Source organism: Pseudomonas sp. B10, from assembly GCF_900156235.1.
Taxonomy (GTDB): Bacteria; Pseudomonadota; Gammaproteobacteria; order Pseudomonadales; family Pseudomonadaceae; genus Aquipseudomonas; species Aquipseudomonas siliginis.
The window spans coordinates 1,462,414-1,482,209 of the sequence record NZ_LT707063.1 but is presented as its reverse complement, the minus strand read 5'-3'; the positions used below and the strand labels follow the sequence as shown (position 1 = coordinate 1,482,209).

Genomic DNA, 19,796 nt, shown 5'->3' with positions numbered 1-19,796 from the left:
GCGCCAGGGTCCGGGCGCAACTCGAACCCTGTGGGAGCTGGCTTGCCAGCGATAGGGCCGCTCAATTACAACTCCATTGCCTGGGCTAACGCTATCGCTGGCAAGCCAGCTCCCACATGCGGCTTGTGTTACACCGCAATTATCGACCCAATCCCTAATCCCTGTGGGAGCTGGCTTGCCAGCGATAGGGCCGCTCAATTACAACTCCATTGCCTGGGCTAACGCTATCGCTGGCAAGCCAGCTCCCACAATGATCCTGCGTGGTTGAGCAATACCGGTGTGCCAAATCCCGCCCACAAAAAAGGGGACTTTCGTCCCCTTGTGATCTGCAGCGCTGAGCCTCAGTAAATATCCTTCGACAACAACGTAAACGGCGTCTTCACGAGGATCTTCAGATCCAGCCACAACGACCAGCTGTTGATGTACTGCAGGTCGATCTCGACACGCTTTTGCATCTTGTCGATGGTGTCGGTCTCACCGCGGCAGCCGCTGATCTGTGCCAGGCCAGTGATGCCCGGTTTGATTCGGTGACGCGCCATGTAAGCGAGGATCTTGCCCGAGTAGTAATTGTTGTGCGCCACCGCATGCGGCCGTGGCCCCACCAGCGCCATGTGCCCCTGCAACACGTTGAACAACTGCGGTAGCTCGTCCAGCGAAGTACGGCGAATAAAACGGCCTACTGCGGTGATGCGCGAGTCATTACGGCTGGCCTGTTTCACTTCACGGTCATCGTGCACACGCATCGAGCGGAATTTCCAGACCTTGATCACCTTGCCGTTCCAGCCATGGCGGTCCTGCTTGAAAAACACCGGGCCGGGCGAGTTGATTTTCACCGCCAGAGCGATGATCAACAGCAGCGGACTGAGCGCGATGATTGCCAGGAGTGCCACGGTTTTCTCAACCAGACTCTTGCTCAGGGCAGCGGTGGGGCGGCTGGTCAGCGGACTTTCGTTCAAGTAGATCGCCGGTAGGCCGTCCACGACTTTCACCGAGTGGTTGAGCAGGGTCAGGCTGTTCAAGTCCGGCACCCACACCACATCGACGTTGGCCCCGAGCAAATCGACATACATCGCTTCGATTTTCGCGGCTTCGCAAAGCGGCAGTGTGATGTACAAACGACGGATGTCGTGAGCTTCGATCAGTTCGAGCAACTCGTCCTGAGCGCCAACGACACGCGGTGCGTCGGAAGCGAGAACCGGTTTGTCACCGTTGCTGACCAGACCGATCAGCGGCAGGTTTTCCAGTTGGCTGAGCTTTTTCGCCAAGCCCAACGCCAGTTCGCCGGTGCCGACAATCAGCGTGCGGTGTTCGCTTTTACGCGAACGCTGGTAGTACTTGGAAAACGCATGCAGCGGCGCGTAGAGGAACGCCTGACCGAGGAAGCCATACACCGCCCAGCTGAGAATCACCTGACGGGAAAACAGCTCATCGGCCTGGCAGACAAACGCGATGCACGCCAGCGCGGCCATGGTCATCGACCAGCCCATGAACAAGCGGCCGAGGCCGGTCAGGTAGTTGTCGCGTTTGCGATAAACGCCGCTGAATGTGTAAGCCGGAACCGAGGCCAGGACGGCGAGGGTGGCGCACATTCGGTAGTAGAACGCGACGGTGCCGGTGTGCTGTTCAGCGAGGATGAACAGCAGCGTCACAACGAAAGCCTGTGCCAGCGCCCATTGGCCCCAAAAGGTCAGTCCCTTGAGGCCCGTGCTTCGATTAATACTGAGAGAAAGATCCATACGATATCCCCAAAAGACGTCCATTCAGGTTTCAACAGTTGAAAGCCGAGTTGTTATGCAGACTTATTGTTTTTGTTTTAGCGAGTGTCTTGAGGTAACAACATCGAGAGCCGAACTGTCGTCAGCCAATAGACTAAGTTATTGTCGGGAATGGTGTCTGACGAGTTCTAACAAGATGGCACAATGCCAACTTTTTAATAATTAAATAGATGGCTGTTAGAAAAGGTCGTAGAGAGGGGGATGAAAAAGCGGGGACGTATTTGTTACTGTTGAAGGGTGGAGGCAGGGAAGCTTTTATCGAATCAGGGAGGAAAACCAAACAGAGTGCTCTTCTTGTTGTTGTAGTCGCACTTTATATCTGTTTGTCTCGGTTTGTGTGTCGCTTGTGATTAAGCGACGACTTCCTGGATCAGGCAATATCCGCGATTTCTTACGGCTCGGAACAATCGCTCGCCATTACTCGCACTCTTGAACTTGTCCTGCAATCGGCTCAGGCACATTTCCAGGCCACGGTATTGCTCGGGTTCCCGGCCAATGCTGATGATCAAGTCATCACGACTGACCACGCGCTCTTCATGGCTCAGCATTTTTCTGACCAGAGCGGTTTCCAGGCCAGTCAGGCTGATCGCAACATTGTCCTTGAGCAGAACGCCTTGTTCATCGTCAAGATGCCAAGTGTCGCTGCAAGGCTCAGTGCTCTCGCTGACATTGGAGATATGCGCGCGTTCTGCACTGCGGGTCGGGAAGCTTTGAAACGGATTGTCTGTCTGCGCGGCTCGCCATTCATTTTCGAGAGTGGCCAGTATGCGTTGAGTATCATGCTCGATACTGCGCGCAACATTCTTTCGGCTGAGGCTTGGGTAACTGAACTCCATGACCATCGGGGCGGAAGAGGGCGAAGCAACACCTTCAACAAACATTTGTGCCTGCGACGTGCCAAACGAATTGAAACGCTCACTGGACAAGATGCTTTCCAGTTCACGTTGCGACGTTGTGCTGTGCGTCACAACAACAAAATATTTTCTGGGGAGGGTTGTACTCGTTTCCATGTCTCTCTCCTAAATACACACCAAAATTGGCTAAAAGATAAATCGGCAGGCGAGCAATGACTTCCTCGGAAGTAATCGTAGGCAGGGTTCTGGCCGAAAATGGCCATCGATAAATTCCACTCGATCTGCTGCTATGTTATGGAGTTTTATTGTTATGTGGCGTGATGCCGTGCTCATTCAAGTGCTTGAGTTTTAATAAGTATGAGGCGCAATTGGAACGGTATGGCTGCATCAGACGATCCTTCGTACGTATGCAAAAGGGAAGACTGCCCGAGACTCAGGCAGTCGATATCAGGCCCCGCATCAGGCGATAGCCGTAGCCGCGGATGCTCTGAATCGCGTTTGTACCATACATGTCCTTGATTTTTCCACGCAAGCGACTGATTGATTTTTCCAGTGCCCGAGGGTCGTAGAAATTGGCGTTGAGGCCCATGATGCTGGCGATTTCATCATGACTCAGAATGTGATTGCCGGTGTGCGCAAAGGCCTCGAGAATCTTCATTTCGGCGAAAGAGATATCCAGTTTGCGCCGACTGTCCATCAGGCAGATCCGTGTCGGATCAAGCGTGAGATTGATATCTCGTTGCCAGTCTTCGCTGCTGAAGAACTCCGCCAGCAAGTCTTCGCTGTCATCGCTCAATGTGTTGAGCTTGATACAGGCATCCGCCCCGGCGAGGAAATATTTGATCTTGTTTACGGCGCCGCGGCCGGTGACAATTGCGCAAATAAGCGGCTTCAAGTTGTCATCGCGCAGGTTCTGCACCAGGGCCAGATTTTCTTCGATAGCTTGTGGATTATCGATGATGACGAAAATGGCGCGGTAGGAACCTATGTAGCCGTGCTGTTTATATGAACTAGTGAAAGCACCTGTTTCCAGGGTCATATCGGGCTGCGCGTGCTTTGCGATCAGCGATCTGAAATGATCAGCCACACCCAGTGTACGACCCAGCGCAAGAACACCGGATTCATCATTTGTCGGGCGCGGACTTCTCGTCGCCAAGTTCCCTGAGAGCATCATGCGTTGACTCGAATTAGGTGCTGACATCGGGATGTTAAAGCACCGGTTCTTATCTGTGACTGACAATTGGTAACATTTGCGCGGATTTTAGACGTGTCTCCCGAGATTTCTAACAATAACTAAGCTTTTCAATCTTTTAGTTGATTTTCTCGTGGTTGTGAACTAGCGCGTAGATGATGGCTATATGCAATGGTGCCACTATTTTGAGCTTGTGGCGATGGCTTTGTCTATGTCCTTTTGCCACTGATTGGCCATGTCAACAATGTGTGAGGTTGATCACACTTCATATCTGAACTGAAATATTTGTTGTAATAGATGTAAATTTTTTCCGTTTAGTTCGTCGGCCGACGATTACTAACAGCTCTTGAGTCTAACTCTGCATAAACCCTATTCTTCCGGATCGGCGAATCGCTGTATGCATTACTTCAGATACTCAACCCCTGAGTGTTATTGAACCGGTCGCTCACCCTGAGTGCTCTGACGGAGGATTAATGGATTTCTGGACCCTTTTCCAGGTATTGATATTGGGCGCGGTAGAAGGCTTGACCGAGTTCTTGCCCATCTCGAGTACCGGCCACCAGATTATTGTCGCCGACCTGCTCGAGTTTGGCGGCGAACGCGCCATGGCGTTCAACATCATTATTCAACTGGGGGCCATTCTTGCTGTGGTCTGGGAATTTCGTCCGAAGATCTTCGAAATCGTCAAAGGCCTGCCCACCGAGCGCAACGCGCAACGTTTCACTCTTAATCTGCTGATCGCGTTTTTCCCGGCCGTTATCCTCGGCGTGTTATTCGCCGACGCGATTCATGAATACCTGTTCAACCCGATCACCGTTGCGGTGGCCCTGGTTGTTGGCGGCATCGTCATGTTGTGGGCCGAACAGCGCAGCCATGTAGTCAGCGTCGAACATGTCGACGACATGCGCTGGTCCCACGCGTTGAAGGTCGGTTTCGTACAATGCCTGGCAATGATTCCCGGCACCTCGCGCTCCGGCTCGACCATCATCGGCGGGCTGCTCTTCGGCCTTTCGCGCAAAGCCGCCACCGAGTTCTCGTTCTTCCTCGCCATGCCGACCATGGTTGGTGCCGCCGTTTATTCCGGCTACAAATACCGCGACCTGTTCCAACCCAACGACCTGCCAGTCTTCGCCCTCGGCTTCGTCACCGCGTTCATCTTCGCCATGATCGCCGTGCGTGGCCTGCTGAAATTTATCGCCAACCACAGCTATGCCGCGTTCGCGTGGTACCGGATCGGTTTTGGTTTGTTGATTCTGGCAACCTGGCTGTTTGGCTGGGTCAACTGGACCGCCGCAGCGGCCGCCTGATCACTGCGCGCTGATCAACGCCGCCACGGCAAGATCGTTTAACGTCGAATCCGACGACTCCTGACGAAAGCGCTGCAAGGCCGAGGTAAAATACGCGGCTTGCAGCATGCCGTCGCTGGCCAGATAGAGTCGCGCGTCTTCTTGCTCCTCGGCAGAGTAAACACGCTTGTGACTGTCGGTCGTTTCCTGGCTAGAGGAAATAGGTGCGAGGATCAAAGACACCAAAGTGAAGCCGGAAAGCTGCGTCACCTCCCACGGCGTATCGGTACGGCCCATGCAAAAGCCATCGCAGTGCGCATAAACGTTGGAAGTGAAGCTGAACAAAGCGAGGAGGGTGAAACGCTTGAAACCTGAAAAAATAAACGCGGGCATAAACAAAAGACATCCTGTCAGTACATCAAAATACCGGGCAACGCTCATGCGCCGCCCGCACACTCAAACCATCAATCAACGACCTTCAAGCAACTCAGCCGCCTGATCCAGCAACGCCAACGGATCCTTGGCCTTGTGAATATCCACCGACAACAACTGACGAAACTTGCGCGCCCCCGGGAACCCGGTGCCCAGGCCCAGCACATGCCGCGTGATGTGATGCATCGCACCACCGGCCAGCAGATGTTCGGCGATATACGGCCGCAATTGCGCCAGCGCCTCAGCCCGACTGATCACCGGCGCGGTACTGCCGAACAGTTGCTGATCCACCTCCGCCAGCAAATACGGATTGTGATAAGCCTCACGCCCGAGCATCACGCCATCGAAGGTCTGCAAATGCTCATGGCAGGCCTCCATCGTCTTGATCCCGCCGTTCAGCACAATTTCCAGCTCCGGAAAATCCGCCTTCAGCTGCGCCGCCACGTCATAGCGCAACGGCGGAATGTCACGATTCTCCTTCGGCGACAACCCCTCCAGAATCGCAATTCGCGCATGCACGGTAAAACTCGTGCACCCTGCATCGCGCACGGTGCCGACGAAATCACACAGCTCGGCATAACTGTCGCGCCCGTTAATGCCGATCCGGTGCTTCACCGTCACCGGAATCGACACCGCATCACGCATCGCCTTCACACAATCCGCCACCAACTGCGGATGCCCCATCAGGCAGGCGCCGATCATGTTGTTTTGCACACGATCACTCGGGCAGCCGACGTTGAGGTTCACCTCGTCGTAGCCGTGTTCCTGGGCCATGCGCGCGCAGGCGGCGAGATCGAGCGGAACACTACCACCGAGCTGCAACGCCAGCGGGTGCTCGGCTTCGTTGTGACGCAGGAAACGTTCGTGATCGCCGTTGAGCAGAGCGCCGGTGGTGACCATTTCGGTGTAGAGCAGGGCGTTCTTCGACAGGAGGCGTAGGAAGTACCGGCAGTGGCGGTCCGTCCAATCCATCATCGGGGCGACAGAGAAGCGGCGGGAGAGTGTGACGGGTTGTAGGGACATGTGAGGAATCTGGATCAAGAAGGCGAAGGCGCAAGAGTTTATCAGGTCTGCGAACAGGCAAAGGCTTGCGAGGCGCTGTTTGTGGTTTGAACTGGGCTCCGACGCGCTCGGCCTGATGGGAGGAAGTGTATTTCTGCCTGTTTTCTGTCCTTCAGTATCCGTTTAAACGATTGCGCAGGCGCTTGTTTAAATCTGACTGGTGAAAGTCATCCGAAGCCTACCTTGTCTTGCGCCTCCCCCTACACCTAAGACAGAATCCGCCGGCTTGTGCGTCTAGCCTGCGGGTTTTATCGTCTCCGGGTCACTGAAAACAGTGATCGGGTTTGGTAGCCCGTCTCCGTCAGAAGCACAAGACTACTGTCTTGCGAGGGCGTTTCTCGTCTTCGTTTTATGGTGGTCATGTGCGGGGTGTCTTCGGATGCGCCGGGGTTCCCGACGACCGGTCTACCAAGCTGCGTATGGCCTCCACCCTTCGTTTGGTAGCGAGAGTGATGGCTCCTTTTCGTTCATCCGTCAGGAGTTGTACAGCGTGCAATTGCGCACGACCGGTTATTTTTCCGCTAAATAACCCCCTCTGCATTGCCCGTAGCGCCCTATCGGCTCAATAGGCCGGGCGCTTGATTGTTAGCTATTTACGTGAAGAGAATTTATGTCTACTCCTGATAAGCCGAAGTTGCCGCTGCAAGCATTTGTGATGTCGTGCCTAGTGGCCGGCTGGGGTCTGGTGTATGCCGGTCAGGTGAAGTGGGCGGTGCGTGTTGCCGCTTTGCTCTATCTCGGTGTGATTTTACTTGGTGTCTGCGGGGTGCCTGCCACCCCAATGGGCCTGTATGTCTTCGCTACGTTTATCGTCCTGGTGAAACTCGGCTCGGCCACGGCGGCTGCGATATCGGTGCGTAGAAACGACCGTCCGGTGAACAGCCCCAGCACCCGTTTCCATGTGCTTTACGTGGTGGCGCTGGTCATCTTTACGCTGGTTCTTTTCGGTCCATTGCGAGGCCCGACGCTAGGGTTCAAGACTTACTTGATCCCCTCCGGCTCGATGGTTCCGACCCTTTCGATCGGTGACTATATCGTCACCAACATGCGCATCGACGAGCCGCAGGTGGGCGACATTGTGGTGTATCGCTACAACGGCACGGAGGCGGTCAAACGTGTGGCGGCAGTGGGTGGCGATACCTTGTCGATTGTTGACGGTAAGGTCATTCGCAACGGCGAAAACATGGGGCTGTTCTTTGCGCCGCCAGAGCGCGTGAAGGATCCTCGTTATCTGCAAACGCCGCAGACGGTGGTCGATAAAGATCATGTTTATCTGCTCGGCGATAACCGCGACAGCAGTAACGACAGCCGCTTTATGGGTCAGGTCGCAGTCCAGGACATTACCGGTAAAGTCACCGGTATCTGGTATTCATCCGATCGATCGAGGATTGGCACAGCCTTTCAATGAACACAAAAGCCGTCACCTTAAGGTGACGGCTTACGCTTGCAGATCTAGCCAAACTGACTCGCCGACTCAACCGCAGATTTCGGCTTCCTCAACCGGGTCCGCTGGTAAGCAATCCAAACCATCACTGCATGGCCCTCATGGCAATCTGCGTGCACCCATGCCCACCACACGCGACATACCACACACCGGACGCGTCGAGGCAGTGATTGCGTGGCCAGGCATTTGAATCCGCATTTTCAACCCCATTTTACGCCAATAGCGATGTGCCACAAATCGTGATGGCAATGCGTCATCACGCCACTCAAAAAGTTCAACGTTTATACAAAAATATAAAGTTGTACAAGTTTTCCCAAAATTAATAGCATCCCTCCAGACACCTTTGCTGAAACGATAAATCCAGCGCGTAAATGCTCTGTTTTCGACGTGACGGGTTTGCCTCCCGGTGCTCACATCGGGGATTTATCGACGCGTCCACCAGCATCGGCATTTGCATTGCCGGGACAGCTGGACCGTCCCGTATTACGGCTTGGATGACGACCCCCGAATGTCTGGACGGTGACTGTGGTTACCGGAGATCAATTTTTGTGCCTGGCGTTTCGCGTCAGGACGTTTGAGGCTGAATATGGCAGTAGCATCGAATTTCCTCGGTGACATCAAAGTTTCCCGCAAGCTGGGAACCGGCTTCGGCATTCTTCTGCTGGCCGTTTTGGCGGTTGCCTTCATTGGCTATAACAGCAACAGCGTGCTGGTTGATCGCTTGAGTACGACGCGTCTGATCGGCACGTTGAATGACGCTACGCAAAATATGCGCCTGTCCGAGAAACAGTACGAAGCCGCCGCTGACGCAGCGTTCGCCGAGTCCTATAACGCTCAGTTGAATGTCTTGCAGGGTCTTGTGAGCAAGGCGCTGGACACCTTGACCCGCGCTGAAAACCAGCAAGCTTTGAAGGCTTTGCAAACCACGGTTGTTGCCTACGACCTGAAGGTCAAACGGCTGATCGCTGCCGATCAGTCGACCACGGATGCGCTGAAACCGCTGACGGCGCTGTCGGACAAGTACGCGCAAACTTTTGCCGGCATGCTTGAAGGCACCACGACCAGTGCCTTGGCGTCTGCCGATGGTGAACGCGTTCGGGAGCTGCGCACGGTGGCCGATTTGCGCAATGGCATGACCACTTTTCGCCTGATGTTGCGTCGTTACATTGCGGTGCCCAACGACGTGAACAAAAAACTGCTGATGGAAACCATCGATACCTTCTTGAGTGATATCAGCAAGGCGCGCACCAGCCTGCCGACGGCGCTGTCGAGCCAACTGGAAGAAGCCCACGCCGGCATGCGGCGTTATCGCGAAGTACTGGTGGAAGTGGCCGGGCTGTTTGAGCAGAAGCAGAACATGCGCGAGCAGGTCGACCAGCAAAGCAAGGCGATGGACAAGATCATGAGTGGCCTGATGGACACCCAGCAGCGCCTTGCGCGTGAGGATCAGCATTCGGCTTTTATTCAGATGGCGGTATTGACTGCGCTGGCGCTGGTGATCGGGCTGTTGGCTTCGGTGGTCATCTCGCGCCAGATCACTGCGCCGCTGGCGCTGACGGTTGATCTGGCACGACGCATTGCCAAAGGCGACCTGACGGTCCAGGCCAGGTCTGCGCGCAAAGATGAGTTGGGCGATCTGCAAAATGCGATGCAGGAGATGGCGCAGAACCTGAACACGCTGGTGCAAGGTATCGGCAATGGCGTCACGCAGATTTCCACCTCTGCGGAAAAGCTCTCGGCCATGAGCGAGCAGACCAGCGCAGGTGTACGTCAGCAAAAAAGTGAAGTGGATCAAGTTGCCACGGCGATGCACGAAATGGCTTCGACGGTGCAGGAAGTTGCGCGTAACACCACCGATGCCTCAGCTGCCGCGACCCTCGCCGATCAGCAGGCGCGCCATGGCAGCACGGTGGTGAAGCAGGCGACGGTGCAGATCAGCGAACTTGCCATGGCCATTGAAGAGTTGGGCGGTGCGATGAATGTGCTGACTCAGGACAGCGAGCAGATCGGCAAAGTCATCGATGTGATCAAAGCCGTCGCCGAGCAGACCAATCTGCTCGCGTTGAACGCTGCTATCGAAGCCGCGCGGGCGGGTGAGCAGGGTCGTGGTTTTGCTGTGGTGGCAGACGAAGTGCGCTCGCTGGCGCAGCGCACGCAGGACTCGACCAAGGAAATCGAAGCGCTGATCGTCACCCTGCAACAAGGCACGCAAGCGGCCGCGACGCTGATGACCTCAAGCCGCGAGCGCACCCTCGATACGGTGGTACTGGCGCAGAAAGCCGAATTGGCGATTACCGAGATCAATCAGTCCATCGGTACGATCCAGGAAATGAGTCTGCAGATCTCGGCCGCCGCCGAGCAGCAAAGTGCCGTGGCCGACGAAATCAACCGCAGCATTGTCAGTGTGCGTGATGTGGCTGACCAGTCGGCTGTCGCCAGCGAAGAAAGCGCGGCGGCGACGATCGAATTGGCATCACTGGGGCAGGACCTGCAGCGAATGACCGCGCATTTCCGCACCTGATCTTTTCAACTTGGCGCACGCGGTACCTTCAACTATTCAGGCGCCGCAGGGCTACAGTTATTGCCTTGTTTGCAGATAACTGAGGCCAGCAGCTGTTTTATTTATCGCCATGGAAGGTTGCACGCCGTCATCAGGTGGTTCATGACCGACTTTCCAAAATCAATAGTGTCTCCCGGTGGCTGCCAGGGCTGTAGGAACAAAGGTGTGCCAGAGATGGATTTCGCCTTCGCTTTCCAGCCCATTGTGGACCTGCGCGATCAAACGACGTTTGCCCATGAAGCGTTGGTTCGCGGCGTGAACGGTGAAGGCGCCTTGTCTGTCCTGGAAAAGGTGGACGATCAGAACCGTTATCGATTCGATCAACTGTGTCGTGTGCGGGCGATTTCCACGGCGGCTGACTTGGGCATGACGCAGTACCTGTCGATCAACTTTCTGCCGAATGCCGTTTACCGGCCGGAGATGTGTATTCGCAGCACGCTGGAAGCGGCGCGCACATACGGCTTTCCGCTGGAGCGGCTGATCTTCGAGGCTGTGGAAGGCGAACACGTCGAAAGCAACAAACACTTGATGAATATCTTGCGTGAGTATCGTGAGTTTGGTTTCAAGACGGCCATCGACGACTTTGGCGCAGGCTATTCCGGCCTTAACTTGTTGGCGGATTTTCAACCGGACCTGATCAAGCTGGATATGGCGCTGATCCGCAATATTCACCGTGACCGCGTACGCCAGACCATCGTGCGCAACGTGGTGAACATGTGTAGAGAGTTGGGCGTGGAAGTGATCGCCGAGGGCATAGAAGAGGCCGAGGAAAGAGACTTTCTCGCCGATTGCGGCATCTATCTGATGCAGGGCTACTGGTTCGCCAGGCCCGCCTTCAAATCATTGGCGCAGATCTCGACGAGTGCGTGGCAGGGGAGATCATCCAATCCGCGATCTTGTGCAAAACATTGATCACCACCAACACTGGCTGCCGTGGATGCCCTGCGCCTGAATGCCGGTTGTTCTGCGGTCACGGGTTGCGTCGGGTTTCCAGCAGCGTAAATAGCCCCATGCCTGCGAGCATCGCCAATACGAAAACGATTGCCTGCCAGTGGCCCGTCAACAGGATGGTCACTGCCGGGCCAGGGCAGATGCCGGCTATCCCCCAACCGACCCCGAACAGCAGGCTGCCACCAACCAGTCGTCGGTCCAGCTCTTTTCGGGCGGGTAGTTGCATGGGGTTGCCCAGTACGGATTTGCGTTGCCGGCGTGCCCAGGTCAGCGGGCCGATAGCGATGGCAATGGCGCCCACCATGACCAATGCCAGCGAGGGATCCCAGGCCCCGGCCACGTCGAGGAACGCCAGGACTTTCGTCGGATTGGCCATGCCCGCCAGAAGTAACCCGACGCCGAACAGCAGGCCGGCCAGGAATGCATTCAGTTTGAGCACGTTCAAACTCCCGTCAGATGGCGCAGGACAAACACGGTGAAGAACCCGCTGAGCATAAAGCAGGCAGTGGCGAGCATCGAACGTGGCGAAAGGCGCGATATGCCGCAAACGCCATGGCCGCTGGTGCAACCTGAGCCGTAGCGTGTGCCAAGCCCTACGAGTAACCCTGCGAGAATCAGCCCTGACCAGCCGCTCTGGAACTCGATCGGCGGTAACGCCTTGAACAATCCCCAGAGCAGTGGCGCGGCCAGCAGGCCAAGGATGAACAGCGCCTTCTCACTGGCGCCTTCACGGTTGCGTTGCAGCAGGCTGCCGATCAGGCCGCTGATGCCGGCAATACGCCCATTGCCGACCACGAACAGACTCGCGGCCAGGCCGATCAGCGCGCCGCCGGCAAGGGAAGACCAAGGCGTGAAATTGAGCCAGTCGACATTCATGGGACGCCTCGAGAGCAGTAGCGGTTGATGTGCGGTTTGCCTCTCGGCAGAAGCGAACGTGTCGCTTTGATTTCAGTGTAGGCCTTGCCTGCTTTTTGAATCACGGCTGCCACTTCTCCACCGCGTGCATTGAGCGAACCGTTCCCTCAACGCGCGCGGTGGCCGGGTTCAGTGGCTTATTGCGGCACCGCAATCCACTCACTCAACGTCTGCTGATACTTGCCAGTGACCTTGCTCAAATGCAGCCACTGATCGACATACAGTTTCCAGCTGATGTCGTCGCGCGGCAGCAGGTAAGCCTTCTCGCCGTATTGCATGTATTGATGCGGATTCACCGCGCACAAGCCGGGTTTCAGTTTCTGCTGATACAGCGCTTCCGAGGCGTCGGTGATCATCACGTCGGCTTTGTTGTCGAGCAGTTGCTGGAAGATCGTCACGTTGTCGTGCAGGGCCAGTTGCGCTTTGGGCAGGAAGGCGTGGACGAAGGCTTCGTTGGTGCCGCCGGCAGGTTCGACCAAGCGCACGTTGGGCTGGTTGATCTGGTCGATGGTCTGGTATTTGGACTGGTCGGCGCAGCGCACCAGCGGGATCTTGCCGTCGGTGTCGAGGGTGTTGCTGAAGTAGGCTTTTTTCTGCCGTTCGAGGGTGACCGAGATGCCGCCCATGCCGATGTCGCACTTGCCGGCCTGCATGTCGGGCATCAGGGTTTTCCAAGTGGTCTGCACCCATTGCACCTTGACGCCGAGACTGTCGGCCAGTGAGCGGGCCATGCTGATGTCGATGCCTTCGAAGTCGCCGTCGCTGCGCTTGAAGGTGTAGGGCTTGTAGTCGCCGGTGGTGCAGACGCGCAACTGGCCTTGTTGATGAATGCTGTCGAGGTGGGACGAGGCCGGGTCGGCGTGAGCGCCAGTCGCCAGGGTCAGCAGGCCGCCGAGGATCATCGTGCTTTTTAGTGTTGTCATTGAGATCGGGCTTTTGAAAGGGAAGGTGGTCCAGTGTAGTGAAAGCCTTCCACGGGTGTCATCCCGGGTCCGGACTCAATGTGCCCAGCCACGCCACCAGCGCCACGATCAGCAGGGCAAGGGCCAGCTCCATCGCCACACTGCGCCGCAGCGCGTTCGCGGCGATGAGGTACTGGCCGTCGCGCAGCGATTGTTGCAGTGACGGTCCAAGATGAAAGCGGTTCAACGCAGCCAGCACCAGCATCACGGCAAACGCCAGCACCTTGATCGTAAGCAGCTGCCCGTAGGTGCCGAACAGCACTCCGTCGAGCCTTGGGCCGACGATGAAGAGATAATTCATCACGCCGGTGACCGACACCGTCAGCACGATCAACGCGCCCACCCATTCGAAGCGTTTCACTGCATCGGCGAGCAGGCGAAGGCGTGTGTCACCGATCCGCCCGCTCGCCATCAACACCAGCGCCAGCAAGGCACCCAACCAGGCTCCCGCCGCAAGCAAGTGCAAGATGTCGCTGAGAAAGTGCCAGAATCGCAGCCATCCTTCGTCCATCGCTCCGTGCCCGCTCCATGCCAGCGAAGCGAGGGCAATGGCGCCTGCCAACGACGCTGGCCACAGACTCGGCCGGATCACTACGATGGCCAGCGCTGTCATCCGCAGCGCCCACGCCAGGCCAACGTCCGTTTCCAGCAGCATCATCTGCAGGTGCGGCCACAACGCCGCGAGCTGGGTTTCGCCACTCATGGCGCGGGTCATCAGCACCAGCCCGGCCATTGACAGCAATGCCCCTGTGACTGCCATGCCACGCAATAACCGACGGAACGGCAGCAACGTGTTGAAGCTGTACAAGCCAAACAACGCCAGCCCGAACAACAGCAGCAAATCCACATACAAGGCGAACCGCAGGATGATGTTGAGCAGGTCCGCCATTGTTCACTTCACTTTGAACGTGACGTTACCGGTGATCGGGTGCGTGTCGGCGGACACCGCGCGCCACTGCACCTGATAGGTGCCGGCAGGCAGCGGGGCGAGCGGGGTGATCAGCATGGTTTTCGGATCGCTGCTGGCGCTGACTTTGGCTTTCATCGGCATCGGCGAGTGAGCCATGCCACCCATTTCGGTCATTACCAGTTTGGCCCCGGAGAATTGCGTGACCAGATTCTCGGAAAAGTGCAGCTCGATCCTGTTCGGCGCGGCACCTTCCGCGCCTTCGGCTGGCGTCGACGAGAGCAGTTTCGGATGGGCCTGGGCGAGGGCGCTCAGGAGCAATCCGCTGGCGAATACGAGGGGCAGGGTTAATGTGCGCATGCAAGGTCTCCGGTTTGTTTTTTTAGAAGAATTCAGAACCACAGCCTGACCCCGAGGACCAGGCGCGCCTCACTGCGATCCTCGTCTTCTTCGCGGGCGTAGTCGGCGGTGTTGCCGTAAGTGCGATTCCACGTCACGCCGATATAAGGCGCAAATTCGCGGCGGATTTCATAACGCAACCGCAGGCCCGCCTCGGTATTGGACAACCCTGAGCCGATGCCTCGCTGCGGATCGTTTTTGCCGTAGATATTCAGTTCAGCGGTCGGCTGCAGGATCAGTCGATTGGTCAGCAGGATGTCGTAGTCGCCCTCCAGCCGTACCGCGCTCTGGCCGCCCTCGCCGAGGAAAGCCGTGGCTTCGGCCTCGAAGTTGTACAGCGCCATGCCCTGCACGCCGAACGCGGCCCAGGATTGCGGTGCGCCGGGTTTGAAGTCCTGACGCACGCCGCCGACCACGTCCCACCACGGTGAAATGGCGTGGCCCCACAGCGCTTGAATTTCCGCGTCTTCGGTCTTGCCGTTGTTGCGCTCGCCTTCAGAGCGCAGCCACAACCGATCGGTATCCCCGCCGATCCAGCCGGACAGATCCCAGGCCACAGCGCTGCCGTCATCGGCGTTCTGCCATTCGAGTTTGTCGGCAAGAAAGTAGCTGTTTATAACGCTGTCATGCACCTGATGACCGCCGGGGCTGGTGAACACCGCAGCGCGGTCGGCGTCGGTCACGGGCGGAATCGGCGTGCGGCTTTCGCTGGGCGCGGCGGGCTGCATCATGCCGTCGTCCATGCTTTGCATTGCCGAATGATCCATCCCGGGCATCTGGCTGTGGTCCATGCCGTGCATGGCGTCGGCGGCCATGGCGGAGGTGCCGGCTAGCAGCAGCGGAAACACGCTGAGTCGAGTCATGATGGACCTCTTCATTCTTCCACCCGCACTTCGCGGAACATGCCCGTTTCCATGTGATAAAGCAGATGACAGTGATAGGCCCAGCGGCCGAGGGCGTCGGCGGTGACGCGATAGCTGCGGCGGCTGCCGGGCGGCATGTCGATGGTGTGTTTGCGCACCTGAAAGTTGCCGTTTTCGTCTTCCAGATCGCTCCACATCCCGTGAAGGTGGATCGGGTGGGTCATCATGGTGTCGTTGACCAGCACCAGGCGGATGCGCTCGCCGTATTTCAGCCGTAAAGGCTCGGCATCGGAGAATTTGATGCCGTTGAACGACCAGGCGAATTTCTCCATGTGGCCGGTCAGGTGCAGCTCTATCGTGCGGCTCGGATCGCGGCCGTCCGGGTCTTCGAAGGTGCTGCGCAGGTCGGCGTAGGTCAGCACTCGGCGGCCGTTGTTGCGCAGGCCGAGGCCTGGGTCGTCGAGCTTTGGCGCGGTGACCATGGCCTGCATGTCCACCAGCGGATTGTTGTTTTCACTGTCGGGATGGGCTTGCATCGGGCCCATGCTGGAGTGATCCATGGCGCTCATGTCCATGCTGCCGTGGTCCATGCCGCCCATGCCCATGTCGTCCATGCTCACCAATGGACGCGGATCCAGCGCCGGCACTGCTGCCGACATGCCGGCGCGTGTGGCGACAGTGCCACGGGCGTAACCGCTGCGATCCATCGCCTGGGCGAAGAGGGTATAGGCCTCGGTTTCAGGTTCAACGATCACGTCATAGGTCTCGGCCACTGCGATGCGCAGTTCATCGACGCTGACCGGTTTGACGTGCAGGCCATCGGCAGCCACCACTGTCATTTTCAATCCCGGAATGCGCACATCGAAATAGGTCATGGCCGAGCCGTTGATCAGGCGCAGACGCAGTTTTTCGCCGGGACGGAACAGCCAGGTGAAGTTGTCATCGGGGGCCTGGCCGTTGATCAAAAAGGTATACGTGGCGCCACTGACGTCGGCGATGTCGGTGGGGTTCATGTTCATTTGCGCCCACATCGTGCGATCGGCAACCGTGGCGCCCCAGCCTTTTTCGCTGACATCGTTGATGAAGTCGCCAACGGTGCGTTTGTGGAAGTTGTAGTAGTCGGACTGTTTTTTCAGGGTCTTCATCAGGCTGGCCGGGTCTTCGTCGGTCCAGTCGCTGAGCATCACCACGTAGTCGCGATCGTAATGGAAGGGCTCTGGCTCCTTGGCCTCGATGACAAGCGGCCCATAGACGCCGGCCTGCTCCTGTAAGCCGGAATGGCTGTGATACCAGTAGGTGCCGTGTTGCCGAACCTTGAACTGGTAAACGTACACGCCCCCCGGTTCGATGCCATGGAAACTCAGACCCGGTACGCCGTCCATGTTCGCCGGCAGCAGAATGCCGTGCCAGTGAATCGAGGTGTCGGCGGTGAGCCGGTTACGCACCCGCAGCGTCACGGTATCGCCTTCGCGCCAGCGCAACAGCGGGCCGGGCAGGCTGCCGTTGATGGTCATCGCTGTGCGTGCGGAACCCGTGAAATTGACCGGAGTTTCGCCGATGAACAACTCGAATTCGTTGCCGCTCAGTTCGTTGACGGGCGCGGCGCCGTTCAGCGCCCAGACCGGTGTCCGCCAGAGCCCGAGGCCACCGAGCAAGCTACCGGCGGCCAGGCCTTTGACAAAAGTGCGTCTTGTGAGAATGGAAGGCATGCGCTGGAAATCCCCGTCTGGCTCATGACAGAGAGACTAGCCAGCCCCGGCTTTCAGTTGGCTGAGGCAAACATTACAGTTTTGTCAGTTAACCCGGGCGGCTTACAGGCCCAGCCCTTGCTGCACTACTTGCAGCAGATTGTTTTCCGTCAGCGCAATCGCATCCAGCTCCTGGCCGGTCTCGATAGTCTGCAACCACCAGTGGCTCTCGCCATGCTCGTCGACCGTGCGCAGCAACGACTGATCGCGCCCCGGCACCTTGATCTCGACACGTCCGCAACCGTCCTCGGTAAACCGCGCAATCGGATCGAACATCAAACTGTGATGGTTGGCTTCGATCATCAACTGGTCGATCGCGTAGTCGTGGCTTTCGCCGTCCGGCGAACTTTCGCAAACGTGCGTAGGATTTCGCCGAATCTTCAGTCCTACTTCGGTGACTGGCTGCAGCCAGCCCTCGATGCGGTGGTACAAGTCGTACACCTGAGCAGGCCAGCAATCGATTTCCAGCGCCGCATCAGCCTGGGTATGCCGTGTCTGCTTGAGTCTGGCGGCGAGTTCGTCTGCTTTACTCATGTCGGTTCCCTTGTTGGATGTCTGCCTGTTCAGCGTAGACCTTTGCACGGCGCAGGGCCTTGCCTTGCGTCATGCGCTTGCAATACAAGCGTGTCGAAATCAGCACTGGCCAGGTCTGGCCAACAACGAAAACCACGGACGCAGGCGTCCCAAGGAACGGGTTAATGAAAAAGCTGTTTACAATTCTGGCGCTGATCGCGCTGACGGCCGGTAGCATCGGCACGAGTTCGGCGCGTCAGCCGGCATCGATGAAAGCGCAGGCCGAATCGGTGGCGGGGGTGTTCGACTACTACCTGCTGGCGCTGTCCTGGTCGCCGACCTTTTGTCTGACGCACAAGGACGATGCGCAGTGCACCGGCAAGGGTTACGGTTTTGTCCTGCACGGTTTGTGGCCGCAATACGCCAAGGGCGGCTGGCCGCAATCCTGTCCGCCGCTGACCAGGCTATCGGCGGCAGAAACCAGCAAGGGCCTGACGATGTACCCGACGAAAAAACTCCTTGATCACGAATGGTCCAAGCACGGCACCTGCAGCGGTCTGGGCGCGGAGGGCTATCTGGACAAGTCCGATCAGGCCCTCGGCGCGGTGAAGATTCCGCAGGCGTTACAGCCGTTCGGCTCGACGTCGTACTACTTCGAAGCGCAAGAGATTGTCGATCTGTTTCGCAAGGCCAATCCGGGTATTCCCGAGGATGGAATTGCGGTGATTTGCAGCGGCCCGCAGCTGTCGGAAGTGCGGGTGTGCATGGACAAGGATCTGCAATTCGGCGCGTGTGGCAAAGGGGTGAAGACGCAGTGTCGGGCGGGAGATATTCGGGTGCCGCCGGTACGGTGAACCATCCGTAATGAGCCAGGGAAAAAAGGCGCTCCCGTGAGCGCCTGTTTTTTTGGCCTGAGGATTTGGAAATGTGAATATGAATACGAACCACGCTACTACTCAAACACCATGAACATCCCCACCGCCGACCTGCTCCGCGAAATCAACAAACCCGAATAAGGATCCTCGGGGGATTCAGGCAAATCCCCCCGCATCCACCCCCAATTCCCCACGCAAAAAACCCACCAACCCACGCTGCATCCCGCTCAACACTCCCTCGCGGCTGACCAGCGCCAGTTCCGTCGGCGCCAACTCCGGCAGATCCCTACACACCTCGTGCTCTGGCAATACCGCCGAAACCGGCAACACCGAAATCCCTAGCCCAGACGCCACTGCGGCTTGAATTCCGGTCAGGCTGTGGCTGCCGAACGCCACTCGCCATGGTCGCTGCGCCACATCGAGCAGGCGAATCGCCCGTTGTCGGTACAGGCAGCCCTGCGGAAACAGCGCCAGCGGTAGCACACCGCTGGAGGTGTCGAAGTCGGTGCCTTTGACCCAGACCAGCCGCTCCGGCCAGGTGGCCCATGCCGGGCCGCTGTCGGGTTCGCGTTTGATCAGGGCAATGTCGATGTCGCCGGCGTCGAGGCGTTGGCGCAGGTCGAGGCTCATGCCGCTGATGGTTTCCAGGCGCGCTTGCGGATGGTTGCGGGTGAAGCCGGCGAGGATCAGGGCCATGCGCCGGGCGTCGAAGTCTTCCGGCATGCCGATGCGCAGTACTTCCAGGTTGACGTCACTGGCCAGCGCTTGCGTGGCTTCGGCGGACAGCGCCAGCAACCGGCGCGCATAGTGGATCAGCAGTTCGCCGTGTTCGGTGACCGCGACGTTCACTCCGGTGCGGTCGCGCAGGAGTAGCGGGTGGCCGACCAGATCTTCGAGTTTGCGCACCTGCTGGCTGACCGTCGATTGGGTGCGGTGCACACGTTCGGCAGCACGGGTGAAGCTGCCTTCGTCGACCACGCAGACAAAGGTTTTCAGCAATTCCAGATCCAGCATGGCGGCGTTCCTGATAGTTGATTTGCGAATGACGATGGCGTGTT

At 57.7% G+C, this 19,796-nt stretch carries 19 protein-coding genes and 1 pseudogene; 6 read left to right on the top strand and 14 right to left on the bottom strand.

Translation table 11 applies throughout. The features are described from left to right. Positions 1 to 341: 341 nt before the first annotated feature. The 3 genes from BXA01_RS06590 to BXA01_RS06580 all read right to left on the bottom strand — a co-directional run bounded on the left by BXA01_RS06590 (position 342) and on the right by BXA01_RS06580 (position 3,803). Positions 342 to 1,736, bottom strand: coding sequence for an undecaprenyl-phosphate glucose phosphotransferase (locus tag BXA01_RS06590; protein ID WP_076563639.1), 1,395 nt, complete (start codon positions 1,734 to 1,736; stop codon positions 342 to 344). Between the two features lie 389 nt (positions 1,737 to 2,125). Further along, the gene (locus BXA01_RS06585) at positions 2,126 to 2,785 is read right to left on the bottom strand and encodes a winged helix-turn-helix domain-containing protein (RefSeq protein ID WP_041477289.1); all 660 of its coding nucleotides are present in this window, start codon (positions 2,783 to 2,785) and stop codon (positions 2,126 to 2,128) included. Positions 2,786 to 3,062: 277 nt separating this feature from the next. Next, positions 3,063 to 3,803 (bottom strand): winged helix-turn-helix domain-containing protein, encoded by a 741-nt coding sequence (locus BXA01_RS06580; RefSeq protein ID WP_076563638.1) that lies wholly within the window; start codon positions 3,801 to 3,803, stop codon positions 3,063 to 3,065. Positions 3,804 to 4,294: 491 nt separating this feature from the next. Here BXA01_RS06580 and BXA01_RS06575 point away from each other — a divergent pair, with 491 nt between their 5' ends. Next, entirely contained in the window at positions 4,295 to 5,128 is an 834-nt protein-coding gene (locus BXA01_RS06575; RefSeq protein ID WP_016775449.1) for an undecaprenyl-diphosphate phosphatase, read from the top strand. Here the strand turns inward: BXA01_RS06575 and BXA01_RS06570 are convergent, their stop codons facing one another. Both BXA01_RS06570 and dusA read right to left on the bottom strand, forming a co-directional pair. Beyond that, on the bottom strand, positions 5,129 to 5,548 hold the full coding sequence (locus tag BXA01_RS06570) for a DUF2388 domain-containing protein (RefSeq protein WP_225930939.1): 420 nt from the start codon (positions 5,546 to 5,548) through the stop codon (positions 5,129 to 5,131). It abuts the gene before it with no gap. Positions 5,549 to 5,575: 27 nt separating this feature from the next. Continuing rightward, entirely contained in the window at positions 5,576 to 6,562 is a 987-nt protein-coding gene (dusA, locus tag BXA01_RS06565) for a tRNA dihydrouridine(20/20a) synthase DusA (RefSeq protein ID WP_076563636.1), read from the bottom strand. 649 nt (positions 6,563 to 7,211) lie between these two features. Here dusA and lepB point away from each other — a divergent pair. From lepB to rimA, 4 genes and pseudogenes are all read left to right on the top strand, one after another. Continuing rightward, a complete protein-coding gene (lepB, locus tag BXA01_RS06560) occupies positions 7,212 to 8,009 on the top strand; it encodes a signal peptidase I (RefSeq protein WP_076563635.1) in 798 nt (265 codons plus the stop codon). Positions 8,010 to 8,631: 622 nt separating this feature from the next. Beyond that, a pseudogene (locus tag BXA01_RS27615) lies at positions 8,632 to 9,660 on the top strand (methyl-accepting chemotaxis protein); the annotation flags it as partial. A gap of 33 nt (positions 9,661 to 9,693) precedes the next feature. After that, on the top strand, positions 9,694 to 10,566 hold the full coding sequence (locus BXA01_RS27610) for a methyl-accepting chemotaxis protein (protein WP_370695147.1): 873 nt from the start codon (positions 9,694 to 9,696) through the stop codon (positions 10,564 to 10,566). 141 nt (positions 10,567 to 10,707) lie between these two features. Further along, complete coding sequence (rimA, locus tag BXA01_RS06550; RefSeq protein WP_076563633.1) at positions 10,708 to 11,517, top strand: S6 modification regulatory phosphodiesterase RimA; 810 nt, start codon at positions 10,708 to 10,710, stop codon at positions 11,515 to 11,517. 58 nt (positions 11,518 to 11,575) lie between these two features. Here the strand turns inward: rimA and BXA01_RS06545 are convergent, their stop codons facing one another. The 8 genes from BXA01_RS06545 to BXA01_RS06510 form a co-directional block, all read right to left on the bottom strand. Further along, entirely contained in the window at positions 11,576 to 11,995 is a 420-nt protein-coding gene (locus BXA01_RS06545) for a DUF6691 family protein (protein WP_076563632.1), read from the bottom strand. 2 nt (positions 11,996 to 11,997) lie between these two features. Beyond that, positions 11,998 to 12,432: a YeeE/YedE family protein gene (locus tag BXA01_RS06540; RefSeq protein ID WP_076563631.1), complete on the bottom strand. Its 435-nt coding sequence runs from the start codon at positions 12,430 to 12,432 to the stop codon at positions 11,998 to 12,000. A gap of 176 nt (positions 12,433 to 12,608) precedes the next feature. Then, positions 12,609 to 13,394 carry a transporter substrate-binding domain-containing protein gene (locus BXA01_RS06535; RefSeq protein WP_076563630.1) on the bottom strand — a complete coding sequence of 262 codons (786 nt, stop codon included), beginning with the start codon at positions 13,392 to 13,394 and terminating at the stop codon, positions 12,609 to 12,611. 58 nt (positions 13,395 to 13,452) lie between these two features. Beyond that, entirely contained in the window at positions 13,453 to 14,322 is an 870-nt protein-coding gene (copD, locus tag BXA01_RS06530; RefSeq protein ID WP_076563629.1) for a copper homeostasis membrane protein CopD, read from the bottom strand. Between the two features lie 3 nt (positions 14,323 to 14,325). Then, on the bottom strand, positions 14,326 to 14,700 hold the full coding sequence (gene copC / locus BXA01_RS06525) for a copper homeostasis periplasmic binding protein CopC (RefSeq protein WP_076563628.1): 375 nt from the start codon (positions 14,698 to 14,700) through the stop codon (positions 14,326 to 14,328). 32 nt (positions 14,701 to 14,732) lie between these two features. Further along, positions 14,733 to 15,602 carry a copper resistance protein B gene (locus BXA01_RS06520; RefSeq protein WP_076563627.1) on the bottom strand — a complete coding sequence of 290 codons (870 nt, stop codon included), beginning with the start codon at positions 15,600 to 15,602 and terminating at the stop codon, positions 14,733 to 14,735. Between the two features lie 11 nt (positions 15,603 to 15,613). After that, complete coding sequence (locus BXA01_RS06515; protein WP_076563626.1) at positions 15,614 to 17,311, bottom strand: copper resistance system multicopper oxidase; 1,698 nt, start codon at positions 17,309 to 17,311, stop codon at positions 15,614 to 15,616. 102 nt (positions 17,312 to 17,413) lie between these two features. Further along, the gene (locus BXA01_RS06510; RefSeq protein WP_076563625.1) at positions 17,414 to 17,884 is read right to left on the bottom strand and encodes a hypothetical protein; all 471 of its coding nucleotides are present in this window, start codon (positions 17,882 to 17,884) and stop codon (positions 17,414 to 17,416) included. A 164-nt stretch (positions 17,885 to 18,048) separates the two neighbouring features. Here BXA01_RS06510 and BXA01_RS06505 point away from each other — a divergent pair, with 164 nt between their 5' ends. Next, positions 18,049 to 18,717 carry a ribonuclease T2 family protein gene (locus tag BXA01_RS06505; protein ID WP_076563624.1) on the top strand — a complete coding sequence of 223 codons (669 nt, stop codon included), beginning with the start codon at positions 18,049 to 18,051 and terminating at the stop codon, positions 18,715 to 18,717. Positions 18,718 to 18,894: 177 nt separating this feature from the next. Here BXA01_RS06505 and BXA01_RS06500 read toward each other — a convergent pair whose 3' ends face one another. Further along, positions 18,895 to 19,752 carry a LysR substrate-binding domain-containing protein gene (locus BXA01_RS06500; protein ID WP_076563623.1) on the bottom strand — a complete coding sequence of 286 codons (858 nt, stop codon included), beginning with the start codon at positions 19,750 to 19,752 and terminating at the stop codon, positions 18,895 to 18,897. Positions 19,753 to 19,796: the final 44 nt, after the last annotated feature.

What these genes read in the sequence shown, in the direction of transcription:
- BXA01_RS06590 (WP_076563639.1), bottom strand. Translation starts at nt 1,736, where the DNA reads ATGGATCTTTCTCTCAGTATTAATCGAAGCACGGGCCTCAAGGGACTG.
- BXA01_RS06585 (WP_041477289.1), bottom strand. Translation starts at nt 2,785, where the DNA reads ATGGAAACGAGTACAACCCTCCCCAGAAAATATTTTGTTGTTGTGACG.
- BXA01_RS06580 (WP_076563638.1), bottom strand. Translation starts at nt 3,803, where the DNA reads ATGATGCTCTCAGGGAACTTGGCGACGAGAAGTCCGCGCCCGACAAAT.
- BXA01_RS06575 (WP_016775449.1), top strand. Translation starts at nt 4,295, where the DNA reads ATGGATTTCTGGACCCTTTTCCAGGTATTGATATTGGGCGCGGTAGAA.
- BXA01_RS06570 (WP_225930939.1), bottom strand. Translation starts at nt 5,548, where the DNA reads ATGAGCGTTGCCCGGTATTTTGATGTACTGACAGGATGTCTTTTGTTT.
- dusA (WP_076563636.1), bottom strand. Translation starts at nt 6,562, where the DNA reads ATGTCCCTACAACCCGTCACACTCTCCCGCCGCTTCTCTGTCGCCCCG.
- lepB (WP_076563635.1), top strand. Translation starts at nt 7,212, where the DNA reads ATGTCTACTCCTGATAAGCCGAAGTTGCCGCTGCAAGCATTTGTGATG.
- BXA01_RS27610 (WP_370695147.1), top strand. Translation starts at nt 9,694, where the DNA reads ATGCAGGAGATGGCGCAGAACCTGAACACGCTGGTGCAAGGTATCGGC.
- rimA (WP_076563633.1), top strand. Translation starts at nt 10,708, where the DNA reads ATGACCGACTTTCCAAAATCAATAGTGTCTCCCGGTGGCTGCCAGGGC.
- BXA01_RS06540 (WP_076563631.1), bottom strand. Translation starts at nt 12,432, where the DNA reads ATGAATGTCGACTGGCTCAATTTCACGCCTTGGTCTTCCCTTGCCGGC.
- BXA01_RS06535 (WP_076563630.1), bottom strand. Translation starts at nt 13,394, where the DNA reads ATGACAACACTAAAAAGCACGATGATCCTCGGCGGCCTGCTGACCCTG.
- copD (WP_076563629.1), bottom strand. Translation starts at nt 14,322, where the DNA reads ATGGCGGACCTGCTCAACATCATCCTGCGGTTCGCCTTGTATGTGGAT.
- copC (WP_076563628.1), bottom strand. Translation starts at nt 14,700, where the DNA reads ATGCGCACATTAACCCTGCCCCTCGTATTCGCCAGCGGATTGCTCCTG.
- BXA01_RS06520 (WP_076563627.1), bottom strand. Translation starts at nt 15,602, where the DNA reads ATGACTCGACTCAGCGTGTTTCCGCTGCTGCTAGCCGGCACCTCCGCC.
- BXA01_RS06515 (WP_076563626.1), bottom strand. Translation starts at nt 17,311, where the DNA reads ATGCCTTCCATTCTCACAAGACGCACTTTTGTCAAAGGCCTGGCCGCC.
- BXA01_RS06510 (WP_076563625.1), bottom strand. Translation starts at nt 17,884, where the DNA reads ATGAGTAAAGCAGACGAACTCGCCGCCAGACTCAAGCAGACACGGCAT.
- BXA01_RS06505 (WP_076563624.1), top strand. Translation starts at nt 18,049, where the DNA reads ATGAAAAAGCTGTTTACAATTCTGGCGCTGATCGCGCTGACGGCCGGT.
- BXA01_RS06500 (WP_076563623.1), bottom strand. Translation starts at nt 19,752, where the DNA reads ATGCTGGATCTGGAATTGCTGAAAACCTTTGTCTGCGTGGTCGACGAA.